The sequence below is a fragment of the Phytopseudomonas daroniae genome (assembly GCF_004327275.1).
Classification (GTDB): domain Bacteria; phylum Pseudomonadota; class Gammaproteobacteria; order Pseudomonadales; family Pseudomonadaceae; genus Aquipseudomonas; species Aquipseudomonas daroniae.
This window is the reverse complement of sequence record NZ_QJUJ01000002.1, coordinates 557,363-578,822: the sequence shown is the minus strand read 5'-3', so window position 1 is coordinate 578,822 and position 21,460 is coordinate 557,363. Positions and strand designations below refer to the sequence as shown.

The following is a 21,460-nucleotide window of genomic DNA, read 5'->3' as shown; positions in this document are numbered from 1 at the left end:
GGCAGAGTCAGGCGTCTGGAAGGTTTGAGCAGCGGCGCTGGTAATGGGCGGGGGTCATACCGTAAGCGCGCCGGAACCAGCGGCCAAGGTGGCTCTGGTCAGCGAAACCGAGGATCGCCGCGACCTGCACCGGCGGCTCGCCACGGGCCAGCAGATGTCGGGCTCGCGCCAGGCGCAATTGCACCAGGTAAGCGTGCGGCGCCAGGCCGAAGGCCGCCTTGAAGGCGCGACTCAGGCGAAAGCGATCGACACCGCAGGCAGCGGCCAGGTCATCGAGGCCAATATCGCGGGTGTGCTGATCATGCAGGAAATCCCGCGCCCGTTGCGCCACCAGTGGCAGACGCGGATCCGGATCGAGTCGTCGACGCCAGTGCAGTTGTTCGGTCAGGCGAGTCAGCAGGCCGTCGAGTGCACCCTGCCTGGCCATGCGCATCTCCTGGCGATGCAGGGCGCCAAAAGCCTCGCCGACAGCCGCCAGCAGGCGCGGCTCGCTGGCCAGGGTCGCACTGAACCCCGGCAGGCAGTCGGTGGGCGCCTGCTCGAACAGGCTGCGCAACTCGCGCTCCAGCCACTGGGCATCCAGGTACAGCATGGAATAGGTGAAGCCTTCCGGCTCCGGCGCATGACCGTCGTGCAGCTCGCCGGGCTCGAGCAGAAACACCTGACCGGCCAGGCTGCTGTTCAGTTGCTTGCGGCAATGGAACTGCTGCACGCCCTGTTCGGTGAACCCGACCAGATAGGCGTCGTGCCAGTGAGGATCGTAGGCGTGTCCGCGAAAATGCGCGCGGATGGTCTCGATACCGGTGTCTTCGTCCTGGGCCAGATCGACCCAGCTCTGTGCGCTCATGCCTGCTCCAGCGCCACGTTCTGTGGAACTTCCATGCTAACCGAGCCGCCGCGCTTATTCTGGAAGTTTTGTGCAGTCCTTTACCTGGCCCGCGCCATACACCGCTGATGGCGGCTGTCGACACGCTCGGCGAACCAGGCGGTGGTCAGGCGCCGGGTGATCTTCGGGCTTTTCAGCACGATCCCTGGTAGCACGGCCCGCGGCAATGGCTTGCCTTCGGCGTCTTCTGCCAGGGCGAAAACCCGTTCGTACAGACGGTTCGACTCGAAGTCCAGGCTGTTGCCCTGCTCCAGCGCCCGACGGATCGCCCGATCGCTCATGTTCAGACGTTTGCCCAAAGAGCGCACGGCCAGCTCGGTGGAGCCAGCCTTGCTGCTGCCGTGGATGATCAGGTCGCCATCCAGCGCCAACGGGATGCCCGAGGCGGTGGTGACCGCATGCTGGAAGGCGGCATTACGGCTGGCGTACCAACCGGCGTTGAAGTCGGCGAAACGGTACAGCGGTTTCGGGTAATTGGCTGGATAACCCAACAGGTGGGCGATGCCGAAATACATGCCACCGCGACGGCTGAATACCTCGCGGCGAATCGAGCCGTCGGGCGGGTAGGGATAACCCTCGGCATTCGCCTGGGCGAAGGCGATGCTGACCTGCATCGGCCCGCCGGTACGCACCGGATTGAGGGTGCCGAACAGTTGCCGGCCGAGGGGCACCATGCCGGTGAAGTCATCGAAGATGGCGCTCAGTTGCTTTTCCGTGCGCACGCTGTCCAGGCGCTGCTGGTAGGTCTTGCCGGTAGGCGATTCGATGTTCAGCGCGGCATTCACCAGCATGCGCGGAATATGCAGGCTGGCGGCGCGACGGTCGATTTCCGCCCGGGCGATCTTCGCCAGGCCCGGCACCTGCGGGTCGGCCTGGAAAGTCGACTCCTGCTCGGTTACCGCCAACACGGCGCATATGTTTTCGGTGGTCGGCGGGATCTCCTGGGCAGCGAACGCGGCATAGATATCGGCCGCCCAGCCCTGACGATCAGTTGTCTGTGCTGGCAATAGCCGGACGATCTGCGCGCGCACCTCGGCCGGTTTCGGTGCCGGTACCTGCGGCCCACGGCTGGAACAGCCAGCCAGCAGCAGGATCAACAGCGCACAAGGCGTACGCAGCAACAATGGCTTCACCAGGAACATCCTCAGATAGATACAACCCTGATGAGACAACGCCAGCATGCAGCCTATCCGCAATAATTTCGCCAGGCTCGGAGGTATGCGTCCGGGCGTCACGCCTTGTGTGATCAAGCCAGCCGCCACCTATGTGCTAACAACTGCTCGATCTCACTCGCCCTCTGCGTCGGCAGGCGCGTGAGAACATCCTTCAGATAGGCGTATGAACCATGACCATTCAGGCCGTAGGGCGTATTAGCCGAAGGCGTAATCCGCCGAATGAAGCGACAAAACCGTTCACGGCAAACGACGGATTACGCTTCGCCAGGTTGCACGCCCCGATCCACCCTACAGATATCGATCCGCCTTACCGCGGCGACTGGCATTGACCCATGTGCGGCGGAAAAGCAGTTCGAACCGAGGCACAGGCGTAACGGTCTACCAAACACCTACGGCCTGAATCATCGGGCCTGCGGACACGGGGCAAGTTTCGCTCCAGGATCGACATGTGTAAGGAGATCCACCCATGGTTACCCATTACAAGACCAATGGTCACCTGGCCTGTGGCACCCACGGCGAAAACGTCACCTCCAGCAAAGAGCTGAACCGGGTCAAGTGCCGCAACTGCCGCAACACCGAAGTATACAAACAGGCCCGTCGCGACACCCGCAATGCGGCCCGCCGTGCCGCTCGCCAGGCCAAGAGCAATCAGCCTCGCACTGACTGGCGCTCCGCCTGGCAACAGCACCTCACCGAGCTGCCGGGTACCCATCGCCTGCCCCGCGGTTTCTCCGGTCAGCCCTACGTCTGACGGCATAGCGTCCTGGCGTTGCCATGGGCCACCTGAGCCTTCAAGAACAGGTAGCCCATGGAAAGCCGTTGAAAACGGCCTTCCAGGCGAATGGCGCTTCACGAAGAAAGATGGATCGCCCTAGATCCATCCTTCCTGCCCTCACTGCGGCTTGATCACCAGCGTGGCGAGTGGTGGCAGATCCAGTAACAACGACTGCGGCTGGCCATGGCTGGCGAGTGCCTCGGTCAGCAGCCCGCCTTGACTGCCAGCATTCGAGCCGGCGTAGCGCTCGGCATCGCTGTTGAGCAGCACGTGCCAGGCCCCCTCCTTCGGTACGCCGACGCGATAGCCATTGCGCGGCTCGGGCGTGAAGTTGTGCACCACAAGGAGTGGTGCACCGCTTTCATCCTGACGCAGCCAGGCGAACACACTGTTGATGGCATCGTCGCCGATCAGCCAGGCGAAGCCCTCGGCCTGGCCGTCCAATCTGTGCAGCGCAGGCTCGTGGCGGTACAGACCGTTGAGGTCGCTGACCAGTTGCTGCACGCCCTTGTGCTCGCCGTAACGCAGCAGGTACCAATCCAGTTCATGGTCGTGGTTCCACTCGCGCCACTGGCCGAACTCGCAGCCCATGAACAGCAGCTTCTTGCCCGGATGGCTCCACATGAAGCTCAGGTACAGGCGCAGGTTGGCAAACTTCTGCCAACGATCACCGGGCATCTTGTCGAGCAGCGAGCGCTTGCCGTGCACCACTTCGTCATGGGAAATCGGCAGCACGAAGTGCTCGGAAAAGGCGTACAGCAGGCCGAAGGTCAACTGGTGGTGATGGTGCTGACGGTGCAGCGGGTCTTCGGCGACGTACTGGAGGCTGTCGTGCATCCAGCCCATGTTCCACTTGTAGGCAAACCCCAGGCCGCCCTCCTGAGCCGGCCGACTGACGCCGGGCCAGGCGGTCGACTCTTCGGCGATCACCAGGGCACCGGGCACTTCCTGGGTCACCACATCGTTGAGATGACGGAGGAAGTCGATGCTCTCCAGATTCTCGCGCCCGCCATGACGATTGGGAATCCACTCGCCTTCCTTGCGCGAATAGTCGCGGTAAAGCATCGAAGCCACCGCATCCACGCGCAGGCCATCGATATGATAGGCACGCAGCCAGTGCAGCGCCGAGGCCAGCATGAAACCATGCACCTCGGTGCGGCCGAGGTTGTAGATGTAGGTATCCCAATCCTGGTGGAAGCCTTCGAAGGGGTGCGCGTACTCGTACAACGCGGTGCCATCGAACTGGCCCAGGCCGTGAGCATCGGTGGGGAAATGCGCCGGCACCCAGTCGAGAATCACGCCGATACCGGCCTGGTGGCAAGCGTCGACGAAGGCGGCGAAATCCGCCGGACTGCCATAGCGCGCGGTGGGCGCGAACTGGGAAAGCAACTGATAGCCCCAGGAACCGCCGAACGGGTGCTCCATGATCGGCATCAGTTCGATATGGGTGAAGCCCAACTGCTGCACATAGGGAATCAACTGCTCGCCCAGCTCTTTCCAGCTCAGCACGCGGCCCTCTTCATCACCATCGTGGCGCCATGAGCCAGCATGCACTTCGTAGATCGACATGGGCGCCTGGTAGCCCTGATGGGCCTGACGGCGCTGCATCCAGTCGCCGTCACGCCAGTCGAACTCCAGTGGCGCGGAAACCACCGAACCGGTGGCCGGCGGCAGCTCGCTGGCCAGCGCCATGGGGTCGGCCTTGAGCGGCAACAGGCCGTCACGACCGAGAATCTCGTACTTGTAGACTTCGCCCGCAGCGAGGCGCGGAATGAACAATTCCCAGACCCCGCTCGGCTGGCGCAGACGCATCGGGTGGCGACGACCATCCCAGTCATTGAAACCGCCGACCACCGACACCCGGCGGGCATTCGGTGCCCACACGGAAAAGCGCACGCCCTGCACGCCTTCATGGGTGGTCAATTGGGCGCCGAGGCTCTTGCCAAGCTCGCGGTGGTTGCCTTCGGCGAACAGGTACAGATCCATCTCACCGAGCAGTTGGCCGAAGGCGTAGGGGTCTTCGCTTTCCTGTACACCGGAACTCCAGTGGATGCGGTAGCGATAGGGAATGCGCTGCTCCACGCGAATGCTGAACAGCCCTGGCACGCTGGACTGCTCCAGCGCACCGAGCTCCTCGCCGGTAACCGCGTGGATCAGCTCGACACCCAGGGCGCCGGGCAAATAGGTGCGAATCGTCAGGCCGTGAGCCAGTTCATGGGGCCCTAGAATCGAAAATGGATCGCCGTGCTCGGCCCGCACCAGGGCCTCGATGGCAGCGCGCTCGACACCCGCCACCTGGCGATCGGTTTCTCCATTGATCATCGTTTACCGCTCCCCAAAAGATATTTGGTCAGCTCTATCAGTCCTTGTACTGGAACCTCCAGCCAATCGGGTCGATAGCGCGCTTCATACAGGATTTCGTAGGCCGCTTTCTCGATACAGAACAGCGCCAACGCCGCCACTTCACCTTCGCGGTCGTGCCAGGCATGGGGCAGATTCGCCGCGGCCAGGCGATAGGCTTCGTTGAAAGCCGTTCTGGCCTGGCTGCGATAGAGCCCGGCGATGCGCTGACGAGCCTCCTCTGCCTCGTTCGATACGTCCGCGCTCTGGGCACTGCGCATGGCCATGGAGGCGGCATAGTCGAAAGAGCGCAGCATGCCGGCGACATCCTTGAGCGGGCTGTAGAACGCACGGCGCTCGTCCAGGGTGCGCGTCGGCTCGCCTTCGAAGTCGATCAGGTAGGCATCGCCCTGCACCACCAGCACCTGGCCAAGGTGCAGGTCGCCATGCACGCGCATGCGGATACCGCCCGCCGAACGGCGTGCCAGATCGTTCACCAGAGTGATGATCTGCTCGTGCCGCGCGGCCAGCCAATCGGCCTGATTGGCCGCCTCACCCGGCGGATGCCCTCTGCCTTCGGCCACTACATTCAGTGCTTCCCGCACCAGGGCGGCGATGCTCTGCGACCACTCGGCCACATCGGCCTCATTGGCTTCCCGATAACCGAAATCCGGGTTGTCGCTGGGCTGGCCGAGGGCCACATGCATTTCGCCCAGGCGCTGCCCCAGGAGTCCGGCGAAGGATTCCAGTTCTGCCAGGGCGGTGTACTGGTTTTCCTGTTGCGAGAGGCCACCGGCCAGCTCATCGCGAATGGCCCGCTCCAGGTTGTTCTGCGTCCACTGCCAGGCATCGCCCTGATTGTTCAGATAGCCCTGCAGAATCATCAGCGTATGGGGCACGCCCTGCTCGTCGACCCGGCGCACCTCGCCCAACAGCGGCGCGATGTGCTCGAAGCCGACGGCGGTCAGGTAGCCGCCCACCTCGGCTTCCGGGTGAATGCCGGGCAGCACGCGGCGAACCAGCTTGAGCACCGCCAGCTCGGCGATGATCGCCGAACTGTTGGATTGCTCGGCAGAGATCAGCTGCACGTCCGCGTCGGCCAGCTCACCCAGCGCCTCCAGACGCGGCGTCGGCACGAACTGGATCTCGCTGCCCTGCCAACCCAGCACGCTGCGCTCACGCAAATGACGCATCACGTGACGGACGAAACCAGGGAGGGTGAAACCATCGGTCAGCAACCCGACCTGCCGTCCGCGACGCAGACGCGCCATGGCCAGTTGCTGAGGCACGCTGCTGCCGGCTTCATGCTCGCCAACGAACCCCAGTGGCACCTGGTAATGCTCGCAGGCGCCCGACTCACGGCTGACTTCCACCTCACTGAGCACGTACAGCTCGTCCGCGCCACCGAAGGGAATGGCGTAGAGCAGCTTGACCTGGTCCAGATCCTCGCCCTGCCCCGAGAACCAGCGGCGCTTGGGCAGATAGGCCGGTAGCGACTCCTGCTCCAGGGTCGCGCGGGCTGGCAGCTGCAGCAGCTCACCGAGCTGCTTCTTGATGACCAGGGTAGTCAGTTCCGGCAAGCGATCGACCGGTGGCACGTGCCAGCTGGGCATTTGCGCCGCCTCGGCGAGCAGGAACCAGTAAAAGCCGTAAGGCGGCAGGGTCAGCAGGTAATTGAGCTGGCCGATGGGCGGGAACGACGAGCCGCCAACCATCTCCACCGGCACCTTGCCGTCGTGGGCCGACAACTCCAGCTCGACCGCCTGGGCAGCGCGGGACAGATTGGCCACGCAGAGGATCAGCTCCGGGTTGCCTTCAGCATCGGTCGACTCGCGCAGGTAAGCCAGCACACGCCGGTTGTTGGGCGTGAGCATCTTCAGGGTGCCGCGGCTGAATGCCCTGTGCTGCTTGCGGATGTTGAGCATGCGCCGCGTCCAGTTGAGCAGCGAGTGCGGATCGCGGGACTGGGTCTCGACGTTGACGCTCTGAAAACCATACAGCGGATCCATTACCGGTGGCAGCACCAGGCTGGCGGGATCGGCGCGGGAAAACCCACCATTGCGATCCGGCGACCATTGCATCGGTGTGCGCACGCCGTCGCGGTCGCCCAGAAAGATGTTGTCGCCCATACCGATCTCATCGCCGTAGTACAGCGTCGGCGTACCCGGCATGGACAGCAGCAAACAGTTGAGCAGTTCGATACGACGCCGATCACGTTCTACCAGCGGCGCGAGGCGGCGACGAATACCCAGGTTGATACGTGCGCGGCGATCGGCCGCGTAGTAGTTCCACAGGTAGTCGCGCTCGTGGTCGGTGACCATTTCCAGGGTCAGCTCATCGTGATTGCGCAGAAAGATCGCCCACTGGCAGTTGTCCGGAATCTCCGGCGTCTGGCGCAGGATATCGGTGATCGGAAAGCGATCTTCCTGGGCGATGGCCATGTACATGCGCGGCATCAGCGGGAAATGGAACGCCATATGGCATTCATCGCCAGGGCCGCCGTTCTGGCCGCCGAAATACAGCTGAGTGTCTTCGGGCCACTGGTTGGCTTCGGCCAGCAACATGCGATCCGGGTAATTGGCATCCAGCTCGGCGCGAATCTTCTTCAGCACTTCGTGGGTTTCCGGCAGATTCTCGTTGTTGGTGCCGTCGCGCTCGATCAGGTACGGGATGGCGTCCAGGCGCAAACCATCGACGCCCATGTCCAGCCAGAAGCGCATCACCGCCAGCACTTCCTTGAGCACTTGCGGGTTATCGAAATTCAGATCCGGCTGGTGCGAATAGAAGCGGTGCCAGTAGTACTGCCCGGCCTCGGCATCCCAGCTCCAGTTGGATTTCTCGGTATCGAGAAAGATGATCCGCGTACCGTCGTACTTGCCGTCATCATCGGACCACACGTAGAAGTCCCGCGCCTTGCTGCCACGCTTCGCGGCACGGGCCCGCTTGAACCAGGGATGCTGATCCGAGGTGTGGTTGATGACCAGTTCGGTGATCACCCGCAAGCCGCGCTTGTGGACTTCGGCGATGAAGCGGCGGGCATCGGCCATGGTGCCGTAGTCCGGGTGCACACCGCGGTACTCGGCGATGTCATAACCGTCATCGCGGCGCGGCGACGGGTAGAACGGCAGCAACCACAGGGTGTTGACGCCCAGATCGGCGATGTAGTCGAGCTTGTCGATCAACCCCGTGAAATCACCGATGCCGTCATTGTTGGCGTCGAAGAACGACTTGACGTGCACCTGATAGATGATCGCGTCCTTGTACCACTGCGGGTCGTTGAGGAACGTATCGCGTCGGGCTTTTCGTGCCATCGGTTATGCCCTCTCAGCCTGCCACGCGGATACGCCAGATACCGAACGGCTGGTGCCAGGGCTCGATGCGCATCCACTGCACCTTGCCGTGCCACTGCCAGGTATGGCCGCTCATCAGATCCTCGCCCAGGGTCGTGGCGTCGTCGTCCAGCCCCAGCTCCCAGAGCGGCAATTCGAAGTGCGCTTCCTGGGCGTTGTGCGGATCGAGGCTGATGGCCACGAGGATGAAGTTCTCGCGGTCGGCGGTGCGTTTGCCGAAGTACAGGATGTTGTCGTTCCAGCAGGTGAAGGCCTGGAAACCCAGGTGTGTCTGCAGGGCCGGGTTGAGGCGGCGGATGCGGTTGAGCTGGGCGATCTCGGCGACGATATTGCCGGGCGCCTGATAGTCGCGCGGGCGGATCTCGTACTTCTCCGAATCCAGGTACTCCTCCTTGCCCGGCACCGGCAGGGATTCGCAGATCTCGAAGCCGGAGTACATGCCCCACAGCCCCGAGCCCATGGTCGCCAGCGCGGCGCGAATCAGGAAACCGGCACGACCGTTGTGGTGCAGGAAGTATGGGTTGATATCTGGCGTGTTGACGAAGAAGTTGGGCCGGTAGCAGTCGCGCCACGGCGCCTCGTTGAGCTCGGTGAGGTAGGTTTCCAGTTCGGCCTTGGTGTTGCGCCAGGTGAAGTAGGTGTAGCTCTGGGTGAACCCCAGCTTGCCGAGGCGCGCCATCATCGCCGGGCGGGTGAAGGCCTCGGCGAGGAACATCACCTGCGGATGGGTCTTGCGAATATCGGCGATCAGCCATTCCCAGAACGGCAGCGGCTTGGTGTGCGGGTTGTCGACGCGGAACTGGTACACGCCCAGCTCGACCCAGCCACGCACCACGTCACGCAGCGCCAGCCACAATCCGGGCACCGCGTCCTCGGCGTAGAAGTCGACGTTGACGATATCTTCGTACTTCTTCGGCGGGTTTTCCGCGTGGCGGATGCTGCCGTCCGGGCGCCAGCTGAACCAGCCCGGATGCTGTTCGAGCCACGGGTGATCCGGCGAGCACTGGATGGCGAAATCCAGGGCGATCTCCAGGTCATGCTCGCGAGCGGCCTCGACCAGGGCGATGAAGTCCTCGCGGGTACCGAGCTGCGGGTGGATCGCCTCGTGTCCGCCTTCGTGGCTACCGATGGCGTAAGGGCTGCCAGGATCGTCCGGCCCGGCCGTGAGCGAATTGTTGCGGCCCTTGCGGTGTGTGGTACCGATGGGGTGAATGGGCGGAAAATACAGCACATCGAAGCCCATGGCCTGGATGTCTGGTAGCCGGCGAATCACATCGCGCAGGGTGCCGTGGCGGGACGGATCATCGGTCTCGGAGCGCGGGAACAACTCGTACCAGCTGGCGAAGCGCGCCAGCGGGCGCTCCACATCGAGCTGATAGACGGCGCTGCGGGCTCGGTGCGGATGCCCTTCGGCACGGCGCACCATATGCTGGGTTTGCGGCGCCAGCAGCAGGGCCACGCGCTCGTCGAGGCTCTGCAAATCGAGTAACTCATCGATCAGCGCTTGCAGGATCATGGCCAGGTCGCCTTCGGCACGCTCCGCGGCCTGACGCAACAACAGTTCGCCTTCCTGCAGCTCCAGAGTGATGATCACGCCAGCACCGAATTTCTTCGACAACTCGTAGCAATAGCTCGCGTAAACATCCCACCAGGCCTCGATAAGGAACTCGACCTCACCGACCCGCTGCGGGGTTATCTCGGCCTGCCAGCGGTCATTGCCGATAGATTCCAGAGGCTCGCGATGCCAATCCTGGGCGCCGACATAGCGCCACAGCACTTCACCAGCGAGCTTGTCGTGGCCATCGGCAAAGATCAGCGCGCTGACCGTGACCCGATCGCCGGCTATCGCCTTGACGGCGAAGCGGCCCTGCTCGACCTGCGGCTCTACCTCCTCGATGGCCAGGCGCGGCAACTCCAGCGCCTGTTCCAATGACAACTCGCCATGACTAAGACGGACAGGCTCTTGCAGATAAGGGATTTGCAGATAAGCAGGTGGCATCGAAACGGGCTCCTCACACCTGGCAGGCGTATTAAGCTGTTAGCCCCATGGCACATGCCATGGGCCGTACGCGACAGTGCGTACCTGAATGCGGGTTAGCCGCGGCACCTGGAGGGAAATCAAGATCTGCGGCATCGAAAAAAGGCTCTGACAGAAAAGTTCCGAGGCACCGTGACCTGTCTATCTCCGAACCTGCTGGCGCTGGCAAAGTTCAGAGTTTCCGAGGCGCCATGAGCAGGTCAGAACAAGGCCGGCACCTGGCCATCACGGCGCTTCGGCAGCGAGCTTTTTCCACATCGCTCGGGTGATTCGCTGGCGGTTGGCGTAGCCCTCCCAGGGGTCGGTTTTCAACCGCGACAGCCGCTGCTGCAGATTGCCGATATGCCAGTGCGCCGAGTCACGCAGTTCCGCCAGCTCCTCACGGCGGATCGGCACGGATACCGGCAGTCCCGGCCGCGCGCGCACCGAATAAGCTGCCACCGTGCTGGCACCGCGCTGGTTGCGCAGGTAATCCAGATAAACCTTGCCGATACGGTTTTTCGGGCCCATGCGCGCGCTGAAGCGATCCGGCAATTCGTCGGCCATGAACTGCGAGACGGCCTTGCCGAACACCTTGAGCGTGTCCCAATCGACATGCCGGGCAAGTGGCACGACCAGGTGCATGCCCTTGCCGCCGCTGGTTTTCAGGAACGCCTCCAGCCCCAGCTCATCGAGTACCGCCAGGCTCAGGCGCGTCGCTTCGACGACGGCGCGCCAGGGCAACGCCGGATCCGGATCAAGGTCGAGGATCAGCCGATCTGGCCGTTCGATGCTGGCGTAGGTGGCGTTCCAGGTATGCAGCTCGATGGCGCCCATCTGCAGTGCGCCGACCAGCGCTGGCACATTCTCGATCGCCATCAAGCGGTCGTGACCGGGATCCAGCGCTGGATCGAGGTGCCGAATATTGGGAATCGCCAGACGCTCGGCGTGCTTCTGGAAGAACTGCTCACCGTCCACGCCACTTGGCGCACGCAGCAGCGATACCGGGCGAGTACGCACATCCGGCAGCAACCAGTCGGCGATCTCGGCATAGAAATGCGCGAGCTCGACCTTGGTTGTCCCGCTCTGCGGATCGATGACGCGATCCGGATGGCTGATGGACACATCGGCGACGCTTTCCCGGCCATTACGACGCGAGCCCTTGGCCGCGTTCTCTGACACCTCGCTCACCGCCTCGGCGGAAGCCGCATGTTCGCGGACGATCTGCTCGGCCGGTTTGTCGCTGCGCTCACCGACGAAGGCACCCTGGCGAACCAGGCCTTCCTGCGTCCAGCCGGCGAATGCCACTTCCACCACCAACTGCGGCTCGATCCAGTGCACGCCGCGGCGTTGGGCCGCGCTCGGCTGCTTGCTTAGCGGCGAGTCATCACGCGCGAGTGCCTTCATGCGTTTGTGCAGGTTGCTCAGCAGCGCCTCGTTGAAGCCAGTGCCAACACGCCCGGCGTAACGCAGGCCGTCGGCATCATTGACGGCCAACAGTAACGCGCCAAAGCCCGAGCGGCTGCCCTGAGGAACGGTGTAGCCGGCCACCACGAACTCCTGGCGTTGCCGGCATTTGAGCTTGATCCAGTCCGGGCCGCGGGCAGATCGATAAGGACTGCCCACGCGTTTGCCGATCACACCCTCCAGGCCCAGGGAGCAGGCGCTGCCCAGCACGCTCTGGTGATCCACCTCGAAGGCCTCGGAGAAACGCAGCAGGCTGCGCCGTGCCGGCAATTTTTTCTGCAAGGCCGCACGCCGTTCTTCCACCGGCAGGCTGCGCTGATCCCGCCCATCGAGCCAAGGCGCGTCGAAGAGAAAATACAGGATGTCCGCACTGCGCTCCTCATCGAAGGCATTCTGCAGAGCCTGGAAATCCGGCAGGCCTTTGTCATCGAGCACCACGGCTTCGCCATCCAGCCAACTATCACCCAGTTTGAGCTTGGTCAGCGCCGCGGCCTGGGGTGCCATGCGCTGCGTCCAGTCGTGGCCGTTGCGGCTGAACAGTTTCACCTCGCCATCGGCGATGCGCGCCATGATGCGGTAACCGTCATATTTGACCTCGTACATCCAGTCGCCGCCTGGCGGAGCGCTGACCAGCGTCGCCAGTTGCGGTGACAGGAGCTCGGGCATGGCTTGGTCTTTGCCGCGAGCCTTGGTATTCGACGTGGCCTTGCGCCTGGTTGTGGATGATCGCGACTGATTGGCCGCCGGCTTCTGCATGCCGCCGACCAGAGCGCCACTGATTACACTGGCCGGCAGCGCCGTCACGATGTCGTAGTCGCTCGCGGGCCGCGCCACGTCATCCCGTTCCTTGATCAGCAACCACTGCTGTTTGTCGCCGCTGCCCTTCAGCCGCGTGCGCACCAGCGCCCAGGCGCCGCCGAGCTTCTCGCCGATCAGGGTGAACTTGAGCTTACCGGCCTCGTAGGCGGCAACGGGATCGCCCTCGGGCTGCCAGATGCCGTGATCCCAGACGATCACATCGCCCGCGCCATAATTGCCCTCGGCAATGCTGCCCTCGAAGGTCGCGTAGGCCAGCGGGTGATCCTCGACATGTACCGCCAGGCGCTTCTGCTTGGGATCGAGGCTCGGCCCCTTGGGCACCGCCCAGCTTTTCAGGGTGCCCTGCAGCTCCAGGCGAAAATCGTAGTGCAGGTTGCGGGCGTCGTGCTTCTGCACCACGAAACGCAACGCTCCGGCCTTGGAGCGACGGCGCTGCGCGGATTCTCGGGGCTCGCTGGTGGATTCGAAGTTGCGTTTTCGGTTGTAGACGCTGGTTGCCTTGGCCATGCCTGCTCACCTCACTTCGCCGATCGCTTGCGCGCCGGCTTGGACGAATTGCCCTCCAGACTGCGTTTGAGCAGATCGGTCAGGTCGATGACATCGGCACTTTTGCTTGCCGGCTTGCGTTCGCCGCTTTCGACATCCTCGATCTTGCCGGCTTTGGCCTTCTTCTCGACCAGCGTCATGATCTTGTCGCGGAAGGTGTCGTGGTACTCATCCGGTTGCCAATCGACCGCCATGTCGCGCACCAGACGCTTGGCCATGTCGCGCTCGCCCTTGCTCAGCTTGGCGCCGGTTACCGCCTCGCCCAGTTCCAGGGTATCGAGGCCACGCACCTCGTCGGGCCAGCGCAGCAACACCAGCAGCAGCGCGGAGTCGTCGACCATCAGCGCAGCGAGGTGCTGCTTGACGTGCAGCACCACGTGAGCCAGGGCCACCTTGCCGGTGTCCTTCAAGGTTTGCTGCAACAGCGCGTAGACCTTTTCACCGCGCTTGTCTGGCGCCAGGTAATAGGGGCGTTCGATATGCTGCAGCGGAATGGCTTCTGCATCGAGAAAGCCGAAGATATCGATGGTCTGCGTGGATTCGGGGTGAGCGGCACGAATCTCGTCTTCGCCGAGGATCACGTAGCGGCCCTTCTCCACCTGCACGCCCTTGGCGATGTGTGCCTTGTCGACTTCCTTGCCAGTGGCCTTGTTGACGCGCTTGTAGCCGACCGGCTCCATGCTGCGCGAATCGAGCCAGTCGAAATCGATACCCTGCGTCTCGGTCGCCGATACCAGCGAAACGGGAATGTGTACCAGCCCGAAACTGATCGCCCCTTTCCAGATTGCACGTGCCATGAGGGCTCCCCGCTGTATGAACGTTTACGGGTGACTGGGGGGCGAAAACAAAAGTTTCAGTGATCCGCCGAGGTGTCGTGATTGGCGGTGCCAGGAGGGGCGGATAGGCGAAAACTGCGCCGCGATGGCGCAGTTCGGGTTCTGCTGGCAAGTGGGTCTCGCTACAGGGCCACGCCGTCGCGATAGATCACGCTGCCGTCGATGGTGATGTCGCGGATCTCGCGCAGCATGTTGTCAGCGACGGTTTCCGCTTCGCTCTCGCAGATGCAGCCGGGGGCGACGACCCACAGCATCTGCACCGCAGCGCCAGCGCACTTGGGTTGGTATTCGATCAGGCCAACATATTGCTGGCCATCCTTCATGGCATCCGTCCAGGCAATGCATCCCTTGAAGTTTCTGAACATACCGAACTCCACTTCTCTCGAGGCCATTTAATACGGGCCTATCTGATAGGAGCGCAAGCAAGCCCAGGCGTTCCAGTGGATTCAGCGAGCGCGCTTTTCCAACCAGGTGACGAAGTGCTGCACGGTGTTGAAGATGAACAGTGCCAGCAGTGTGCTCAAGACCGCCGTGGCCTCGCGGCCCATACCCACGGTGATGCCGATCGCAGCGGTCAGCCAGATACCGGCAGCAGTGGTCAGCCCCTTCACCTCGGCCATGGAACTGCCCTTGATGATGGTACCGGCGCAGAGAAAACCGATACCGGCCACCAGCCCCTGGATGACCCGGCTCATGGCGTCGCTCTCGGCGCCCATCTGCGCAGGCACCAGTACGAACAGCGCCGAGCCCATCGCCACCAGCATGTGCGTGCGGACGCCCGCGGCCTTGCCATGAGTTTCGCGCTCAAGCCCCAGCAGGCCACCCAGCAGCGCCGCCAATAGCAGGCGCAAGGTGACCTGGGTGAATTGCTCGGGAGTACTCAGATCGGAAAACTCGTTGGCCAGTGTGGCCAGTACCTCGTCCCAGAAACTCAAGATGATCGCTCCCAGCCTGTCTTTGATCCAAATGAGCGCGCCTCGCCGAACCGCTGCTGGCGCTCCTGTATCGACCTTGCGCAGGCCTATAGGTTTGTCCTTTTTTCAGAGGCCTGACCGTCCGGCAAAAAATTGCCGGGAGCAATTTTTGACGTCGCTCCGCGACGGCCCGCAGGGTTGCCGCCAGGGATGGCAGGCAACAAAAAACCTGAACGCGCCGATACGTTGCCCGGTCTTTCATACAAGCAGCATCACTTGAACGCGCTTGAGAGCGCCCGACGGAAAAAGAAGGTTCGGATGTCCAGAAATCACTACTTTCTCGTCAGCTACAGGCTCGGCAAACAGAAGAAATCCACCGAAGTTCAGGCCGCAGCATCGGTGCTCACACCCGAGCAGGCGCGTTACCACGTCGAATCGCTGCACAGCAGCGACCTGCCCAGCGAAATCACCGATATCGAGGTGAAGCCGCTCGGCGATGTGGCTGTGACCGAGCAGGAGCCTGGTCAAGTACGACAGTCTTGAGCGATCACCATGAGCACCTCGCACACCATCGATAAGATCGCCCTGTACGGCGCCCCGGACAGAATTACCGATGCCCTGCTGGAAGCCCTGCTGGGCAAAGGCCTGCAGGCCATCGTGATCGTCGACGATCCGACCGATATTGCGGCACGCCCCAGGTTGAGCGCCAAGAACGGCGATCTGTTCGACGCCACCAGTGTTGGCCAAAGCATAGCGGGCACGGATGCGGTGATTGCCGTGCTGAGCAGTTGGCAGCTGCGCGCCGGCGGTGACGCCCGCGGTTTCGACAGGACGTACGACGCCATTATCGCCCTGCTGGAGGGGCTACCCACGGCGCGGGTGGAACGCCTGATGCTGATCGGCGATCACGGCTGGCTGGACGATGCCAGTGAGCTGCCGGCCGAAAAGGTCGAGCATCTGCAGCACAGCCTGCACAAGTCGCCACTGGCCTGGACACTGGTGGATGCGCCAGGCCATCGACCGGGCAACGGCCAGGTGAGCGCCCGGGAGATCGACCATACTGCAATCATCACCCTGCAACATTACGCCTGCAGCGTGATAGACCAATGCCTGCTGGGGACGAGTGTCAATCAACGCATACACGTCGACTCTCGCCCTCAGGCCAAGGAGGCACCATGAGTCCTGAAAGCTACATTCTGTTGATGATATCGGGCTGGCTGATGGTTTCGGCCGCGATGCTCTGGGGCATGCTGCGTCTGATCAATCGTTACCAGCTCGAAGCCCAGCTGGCCGAGGAATTCCCTCCTCTGCCCACCTCACCGAGCAACCAGTCCTGGCGCCGCCAGCACGCACCGCGCCGCGCGCGACTGCGTGAGCGAGCTCAACGTACCCGGCTACAGCACGCACATTGAAACAGCCGACGATCCACGGCTCATTCCAACTCCATTAAAAATGCCCCCGCGCCATGCGCGGGGGCATTCATATCAGGCCGGAATGGCCTTGGTCAGCGGCTCCCGCGCCCAGACCCGGTGCTTGGCAATGGCCTCGGTAAAGGGTTTGACCAGAGCCTTGCCATTCTTGTCGGTCAGCAGCCCTTCATCCTCCTTGAGCCGCAGCAACCCCAGCAGATCGGCAGCCTCGCCACACAGGGCGATGGCCTTCAGGTGCTTGTAGGCTTCGAGCAGGTAGTGCAAAGCGACACCATCCGCGGCCAACGCCTTGGAAAAATCCGCACCGCCGGGCACCCAAACGGCATCGAAAGCTACAGACGGCAAGCCTTGCATGGAACCGTTCGGTACCAGGATTTTACCGGCATCGCTTTTCACCGGAGATGCGCTCGGGGCCAGCAGCTTGAAATGCGCCCCCTCCTTGTCCAGCTGCGCAGTGAGCGTGTCGATATCGGCCTGTTTCACACCATCGCCAATCAGGATCGCCACCTTGCGCGACTTGATATTGCCCGGTAGCAGGTTCATCTGGCTGAGCGCCGGAGAGGCCTTGAGAGAAATCTCCGGCACCTGCACGGATGGCCCGGTGGGGGCCTTGACGCCAACATTGGCAGCAACCTGGGTAGCCAGATCCAGATCGATATTGGCCAGAATTTCGTGCACCTGGCGTTCACGGATATGCATGCGCTCGACCTTACCCAGTTCGAAACTGTAAGCCGCGACGATATGCGCTTTCTCCGCGTCGCTCATGCTGTTGAAGAACAGCCTGGCCTGGGAGAAATGATCGGCGAACGACTCGGCACGCTTGCGAATCTTCGGCCCCGACACCTCTTGCGGGTAGCTGACGAAACCACCGCCTTTCGGCGCTTCCGGCGTCTCCTTGGGCCAGCCGCCGTCGATGGAGTTGGGCTCGTAAGCTGCACGGCCCTTGCTGATCGTCTGCCGGTGAAAGGAATCGCGCTGGTTGTTATGGAACGGACAGACCGGACGATTGATCGGGATCTCGTGGAAATTCGGCCCGCCCAGGCGCAGCAGTTGGGTGTCAGTATAGGAAAACAGTCGGCCCTGCAGGAGCGGGTCGTTGGTGAAATCGATGCCCGGCACGATATTGGCCAGTTGAAACGCCACCTGCTCGGTTTCCGCGAAGAAATTGTCCGGGTTACGGTCAAGCACGAGCTTGCCCACCACGCGCACGGGAACCTGCTCTTCCGGCACCAGTTTGGTGGCGTCGAGAAGGTCGAAGTCGAAATTGTGTTCGTCCTCTTCGGCGATCACCTGCAGGCCAAGCTCCCACTCCAGGTAGTCGCCCTGTTCGATATCGTCCCACAGGGTGCGGCGGTGAAAGTCCGGATCCTTGCCGGCGAGTTTCTGAGCCTCGTCCCAGACGAGCGAGAACACCCCGGCGACCGGGCGCCAGTGGAATTTCACGAAACTGGCGCGACCTTCCGCGTTGATCAGGCGGAAGGTGTGCACGCCAAACCCCTGCATGCCACGAAAGCCCACGGGAATTGCCCGGTCGGACATTGTCCAGAGCACCATGTGCGCAGACTCGGGGGTCAGCGAAACGAAGTCCCAGAAGGTATCGTGAGCAGAGCCGCCGGTGGGAATCTCGTTATGTGGCTCGGGTTTCACGGCATGCACGAAATCCGGAAACTTGATGGCATCCTGAATGAAGAACACCGGCATGTTGTTGCCGATCAGGTCGAAGTTGCCCTCGTCGGTATAGAACTTGGTGGCGAAGCCGCGCACATCGCGCACCGTATCAGCCGAGCCCCGGGGCCCCTGCACGGTGGAAAAACGCACGAAGACCGGCGTCTTCTTGCTCGGGTCGGTGAGGAAGTCGGCCTTGGTCAGGTCGGCCAATGACTCATAGACCTGGAAGTGACCATGAGCCGCTGCTCCACGCGCATGCACCACGCGCTCAGGAATGCGTTCATGGTCGAAGTGGGTGAGCTTCTCGCGCAGGAGGAAATCCTCCAGCAACGACGGCCCTCTTTCACCTGCCCGCAAGCTGTTCTGGTTGTCGGCGATGCGCGTGCCGTGGTTGCTGGTCAGGGCCTGGCCGGTGGCATCCTCCCGATAGCGCTCCAGTTGCTCGATCTTCTTGTTGCTGTTGCCGCGATCCAGGGTATCGGTTCCGGCGAGCTCGCTGGCGCGGCCCTTGTCATCAGATTTCATCAGTCATCTCCTCGGCTTTCATGGCCCGTCGAGTCGCGAGAGCGACATCGAAAACGGAATTCGGGCGGCCGGGCCACGCTCAGGCAGGCGTGATCCCTTGGAAATGTGAGGTCATGGGCGGCGGGAGGTTCGGGTTGTTTGTCAGCGCCCAGAGGCCTGGCAAGACGGACGGCATACTGGCTTTTCGGCATGCCCGGAATTGAAAAAGGCCCGGTACGGAAAGATTCCGAGCCGGACCTTCAGGGCTGGCGAGAATCAGTCACCGATACCCGATACCTTCCAGATATCCTTGGCGTATTCACGAATGGTGCGATCCGAGGAGAACCAGCCAGTGCGGGCGGTATTGAGCACCGCCGCCTGCCACCAGCGATCCGGGGTTCGCCACAGCATGTCGACCTTGCGTTGCGCGTCCCAATAGGCCTGGAAGTCGGCGCAGACCAGGAAGCGGTCGTGGGCCAGCAGGCCATCGATCAGACCGACATAGCGGCCGGGATCATCCGGCGAGAACACGCCAGAACGAATCGCTTCCAGCGCCCCCGCCAACCGCTCCGAGGCGGCGACTTCAGCACTCATGTTCAGATCACGGCGCGAGCGCGCCGCCACCTGCTGGGCGGTCATGCCGAAGATGAACATATTCTCCCGACCGATCTGCTCGGACATCTCCACGTTGGCGCCGTCGAGAGTGCCGATGGTCAGTGCACCGTTGAGGGCGAACTTCATGTTGCTGGTACCCGACGCCTCCAGCCCTGCCGTGGAAATCTGCTCGGAAAGATCGGCCGCCGGGATGATCACCTCGGCCAGGCTGACGTTGTAGTTGGGGATGAACACCACCTTGAGCAAGCCGCGCAGGGTCGGGTCGACGTTGATGGTGCGGCTGATATCGTTGGCCAGCTTGATGATCAGCTTGGCCTGGTGATAGCTGGCCGCGGCCTTGCCGGCGAAGATCTTCACCCGCGGCGCCCAGTCGGTGGCCGGGTCGTTGCGCATCGCCTGGTACAGCGCCACGGTGTGTAGCAGATTGAGCAGTTGGCGCTTGTATTCATGGATGCGTTTGACCTGCACATCGAAGATCGCCTGAGTGTCCAAGTTGATGCCCATACGCTCGCGAACCAGCTTTGCCAGCTCGCGCTTGGCGTGTTGGCGCTGAGCGGCGAACTGCTTGCGAAACGACGCCTTGGCCGCGAACGGCTCGAGCTTGCGCAAGGTGGTTTCTGGCGCATCGAGCAGCTCTTCACCCACCGCGCCGACCAGCAGCTCGGTCAGTTGCGGGTTGGACTGATACAGCCAGCGGCGGAAGGTCACGCCGTTGGTCTTGTTGTTGATGCGTTCCGGATACAGGCGATGGAAGTCGCTGAACACGCTCTTGCGCATCAGGTTGGTGTGCAGCGCCGATACCCCGTTGATGCTGTGCGAGCCGAGAAACGCCAGGTTGCCCATGCGCACACGGCGACCGTGGTCTTCCTCAATCAGCGAGATGGAGCGCAGCAGGTCGAAATCATGGATCTCCTTCGCCCGCAGCGAATCGATGTGATAGGCGTTGATCAGGTAGATGATCTGCATGTGCCGCGGCAGCAAACGTTCCATCAGCGACACCGGCCAGGACTCCAGCGCTTCGGGCAGCAGGGTGTGGTTGGTGTAGGACAGCGTGGCGACAGTGAGCTTCCAGGCTTCGAACCACTCCAGGCGATACACGTCGACCAGCAGACGCATCAGCTCGGCGACGGCAATTGCCGGGTGAGTGTCATTGAGCTGGATGGCGACGCGATCCGGCAGCGAGTGGATATCGAGGTTCAACTCCAGGTGCCGCGCGATCAGATCCTGCAGCGAGGCGGAAACGAAGAAGAATTCCTGACACAGGCGCAGCTCCTGGCCAGCCTCGGTGCTGTCGGCCGGATAGAGCACCCGGGAAATGCTCTCGGCCTTGACGACATCGGCTACGGCGCCGAAATGGTCGCCGGCGTTGAAGCGCTCCAGTTTCAGGTCTTCTTCGGCGCGGGCACGCCATAAACGCAGGGTGTTGACGCTGGAATGGCGCCAGCCGACCACGGGCGTGTCATAGGCGATGGCGCGGATATGCTCATTCGGCAGCCACTCATGACGCGGCACTTCGCTGGACTCGGCGAGATTGGCCACGCTGCCACCAAAACCGACGAGGTAGCTGACTTCGGGGCGCTCGAACTCCCAGGGGTTGCCGAAATCCAGCCAGGTTTCGGTGTGTTCCTGCTGCCAACCATCGACCACCACCTGGCGGAACAAGCCGTGCTCATAACGGATGCCGTACCCATGAGCGGCGATATTCAGCGACGCCATACTTTCCATGAAGCAGGCTGCCAATCGCCCCAGGCCACCGTTCCCTAGAGCCGCATCCGGCTCCATGTTGCGGATCTGTTCGAAATCCACATCCAGTTGGGCGAGCGCCTCGCGAGCGGTGTCCAGCAGACCGAGGTTGCTCAGGTTATCGACCAGCAGACGACCGATCAGAAACTCCAGGGAGAGGTAATAGACCCGCTTCTGCTCCTGGCGGTCGACCTGCAGCGAGGCGTCTTCCCAGTGATCGATCAGATGATCGCGGGCTGCCAGGGCGACGGCTTCGAACCAGTCATGGTCATAGGCATTGCCCGGATCCTTACCGACCGAGTACTTGAGCTTGGCCAGAATCAGTTGTTTGAAAGTTTCGACAGGGTCTGTTGCTTTCGCTGCTTCTTCGGCCAT

15 protein-coding genes and 1 pseudogene are annotated in these 21,460 nt (G+C 62.5%); 4 read left to right on the top strand and 12 right to left on the bottom strand.

The genetic code is table 11. The annotated features are described in order from the left end of the window. Positions 1 to 7 precede the first annotated feature (7 nt). The 3 genes and pseudogenes from DNK10_RS07845 to DNK10_RS07835 form a co-directional block, all read right to left on the bottom strand. Positions 8 to 847 carry an AraC family transcriptional regulator gene (locus tag DNK10_RS07845; protein ID WP_131191141.1) on the bottom strand — a complete coding sequence of 280 codons (840 nt, stop codon included), beginning with the start codon at positions 845 to 847 and terminating at the stop codon, positions 8 to 10. Positions 848 to 927: 80 nt separating this feature from the next. Further along, on the bottom strand, positions 928 to 2,028 hold the full coding sequence (locus tag DNK10_RS07840; protein ID WP_131191189.1) for a DUF1615 domain-containing protein: 1,101 nt from the start codon (positions 2,026 to 2,028) through the stop codon (positions 928 to 930). A 104-nt stretch (positions 2,029 to 2,132) separates the two neighbouring features. After that, positions 2,133 to 2,243: pseudogene (locus DNK10_RS07835) on the bottom strand (transposase domain-containing protein); the annotation flags it as partial. A 284-nt stretch (positions 2,244 to 2,527) separates the two neighbouring features. Between DNK10_RS07835 and DNK10_RS07830 the strand changes: the two are divergent. Beyond that, entirely contained in the window at positions 2,528 to 2,812 is a 285-nt protein-coding gene (locus DNK10_RS07830; RefSeq protein ID WP_131191140.1) for a hypothetical protein, read from the top strand. A gap of 141 nt (positions 2,813 to 2,953) precedes the next feature. Here DNK10_RS07830 and glgB read toward each other — a convergent pair whose 3' ends face one another. The 7 genes from glgB to DNK10_RS07795 all read right to left on the bottom strand — a co-directional run bounded on the left by glgB (position 2,954) and on the right by DNK10_RS07795 (position 15,149). Next, positions 2,954 to 5,158 carry a 1,4-alpha-glucan branching protein GlgB gene (gene glgB / locus DNK10_RS07825; protein WP_131191139.1) on the bottom strand — a complete coding sequence of 735 codons (2,205 nt, stop codon included), beginning with the start codon at positions 5,156 to 5,158 and terminating at the stop codon, positions 2,954 to 2,956. Continuing rightward, positions 5,155 to 8,487 carry a maltose alpha-D-glucosyltransferase gene (gene treS, locus DNK10_RS07820; RefSeq protein WP_131191138.1) on the bottom strand — a complete coding sequence of 1,111 codons (3,333 nt, stop codon included), beginning with the start codon at positions 8,485 to 8,487 and terminating at the stop codon, positions 5,155 to 5,157. The genes glgB and treS overlap by 4 nt, the downstream gene beginning before the upstream one ends. Positions 8,488 to 8,500: 13 nt before the next feature. Then, a complete protein-coding gene (locus DNK10_RS07815; protein ID WP_131182014.1) occupies positions 8,501 to 10,525 on the bottom strand; it encodes an alpha-1,4-glucan--maltose-1-phosphate maltosyltransferase in 2,025 nt (674 codons plus the stop codon). Positions 10,526 to 10,789: 264 nt separating this feature from the next. Beyond that, entirely contained in the window at positions 10,790 to 13,336 is a 2,547-nt protein-coding gene (gene ligD, locus DNK10_RS07810; protein WP_131191137.1) for a DNA ligase D, read from the bottom strand. Positions 13,337 to 13,347: 11 nt separating this feature from the next. After that, positions 13,348 to 14,172 carry a non-homologous end joining protein Ku gene (gene ku, locus DNK10_RS07805; protein WP_131182012.1) on the bottom strand — a complete coding sequence of 275 codons (825 nt, stop codon included), beginning with the start codon at positions 14,170 to 14,172 and terminating at the stop codon, positions 13,348 to 13,350. A 161-nt stretch (positions 14,173 to 14,333) separates the two neighbouring features. Further along, positions 14,334 to 14,576 (bottom strand): hypothetical protein, encoded by a 243-nt coding sequence (locus DNK10_RS07800; RefSeq protein WP_131182011.1) that lies wholly within the window; start codon positions 14,574 to 14,576, stop codon positions 14,334 to 14,336. An 81-nt stretch (positions 14,577 to 14,657) separates the two neighbouring features. After that, a complete protein-coding gene (locus DNK10_RS07795) occupies positions 14,658 to 15,149 on the bottom strand; it encodes an MgtC/SapB family protein (protein WP_131182010.1) in 492 nt (163 codons plus the stop codon). A 186-nt stretch (positions 15,150 to 15,335) separates the two neighbouring features. On the opposite strand from DNK10_RS07795, the gene DNK10_RS07790 reads away from it, so the two are divergent. The 3 genes from DNK10_RS07790 to DNK10_RS07780 are packed head-to-tail and all read left to right on the top strand — an operon-like array spanning position 15,336 to position 16,537. Then, positions 15,336 to 15,668: a hypothetical protein gene (locus DNK10_RS07790; RefSeq protein ID WP_131191136.1), complete on the top strand. Its 333-nt coding sequence runs from the start codon at positions 15,336 to 15,338 to the stop codon at positions 15,666 to 15,668. Between the two features lie 9 nt (positions 15,669 to 15,677). Then, a complete protein-coding gene (locus tag DNK10_RS07785; RefSeq protein ID WP_131191135.1) occupies positions 15,678 to 16,304 on the top strand; it encodes an NAD(P)H-binding protein in 627 nt (208 codons plus the stop codon). Continuing rightward, the gene (locus tag DNK10_RS07780) at positions 16,301 to 16,537 is read left to right on the top strand and encodes a hypothetical protein (RefSeq protein ID WP_131191134.1); all 237 of its coding nucleotides are present in this window, start codon (positions 16,301 to 16,303) and stop codon (positions 16,535 to 16,537) included. Before DNK10_RS07785 ends, DNK10_RS07780 begins: the two co-directional genes overlap by 4 nt. Before the next feature lie 72 nt (positions 16,538 to 16,609). On the opposite strand, the gene katE is transcribed toward DNK10_RS07780, so the two are convergent. Both katE and DNK10_RS07770 read right to left on the bottom strand, forming a co-directional pair. Next, positions 16,610 to 18,748: a catalase HPII gene (gene katE, locus DNK10_RS07775; protein ID WP_131191133.1), complete on the bottom strand. Its 2,139-nt coding sequence runs from the start codon at positions 18,746 to 18,748 to the stop codon at positions 16,610 to 16,612. Between the two features lie 255 nt (positions 18,749 to 19,003). After that, positions 19,004 to 21,460 (bottom strand): glycogen/starch/alpha-glucan phosphorylase, encoded by a 2,457-nt coding sequence (locus DNK10_RS07770; protein WP_131182005.1) that lies wholly within the window; start codon positions 21,458 to 21,460, stop codon positions 19,004 to 19,006.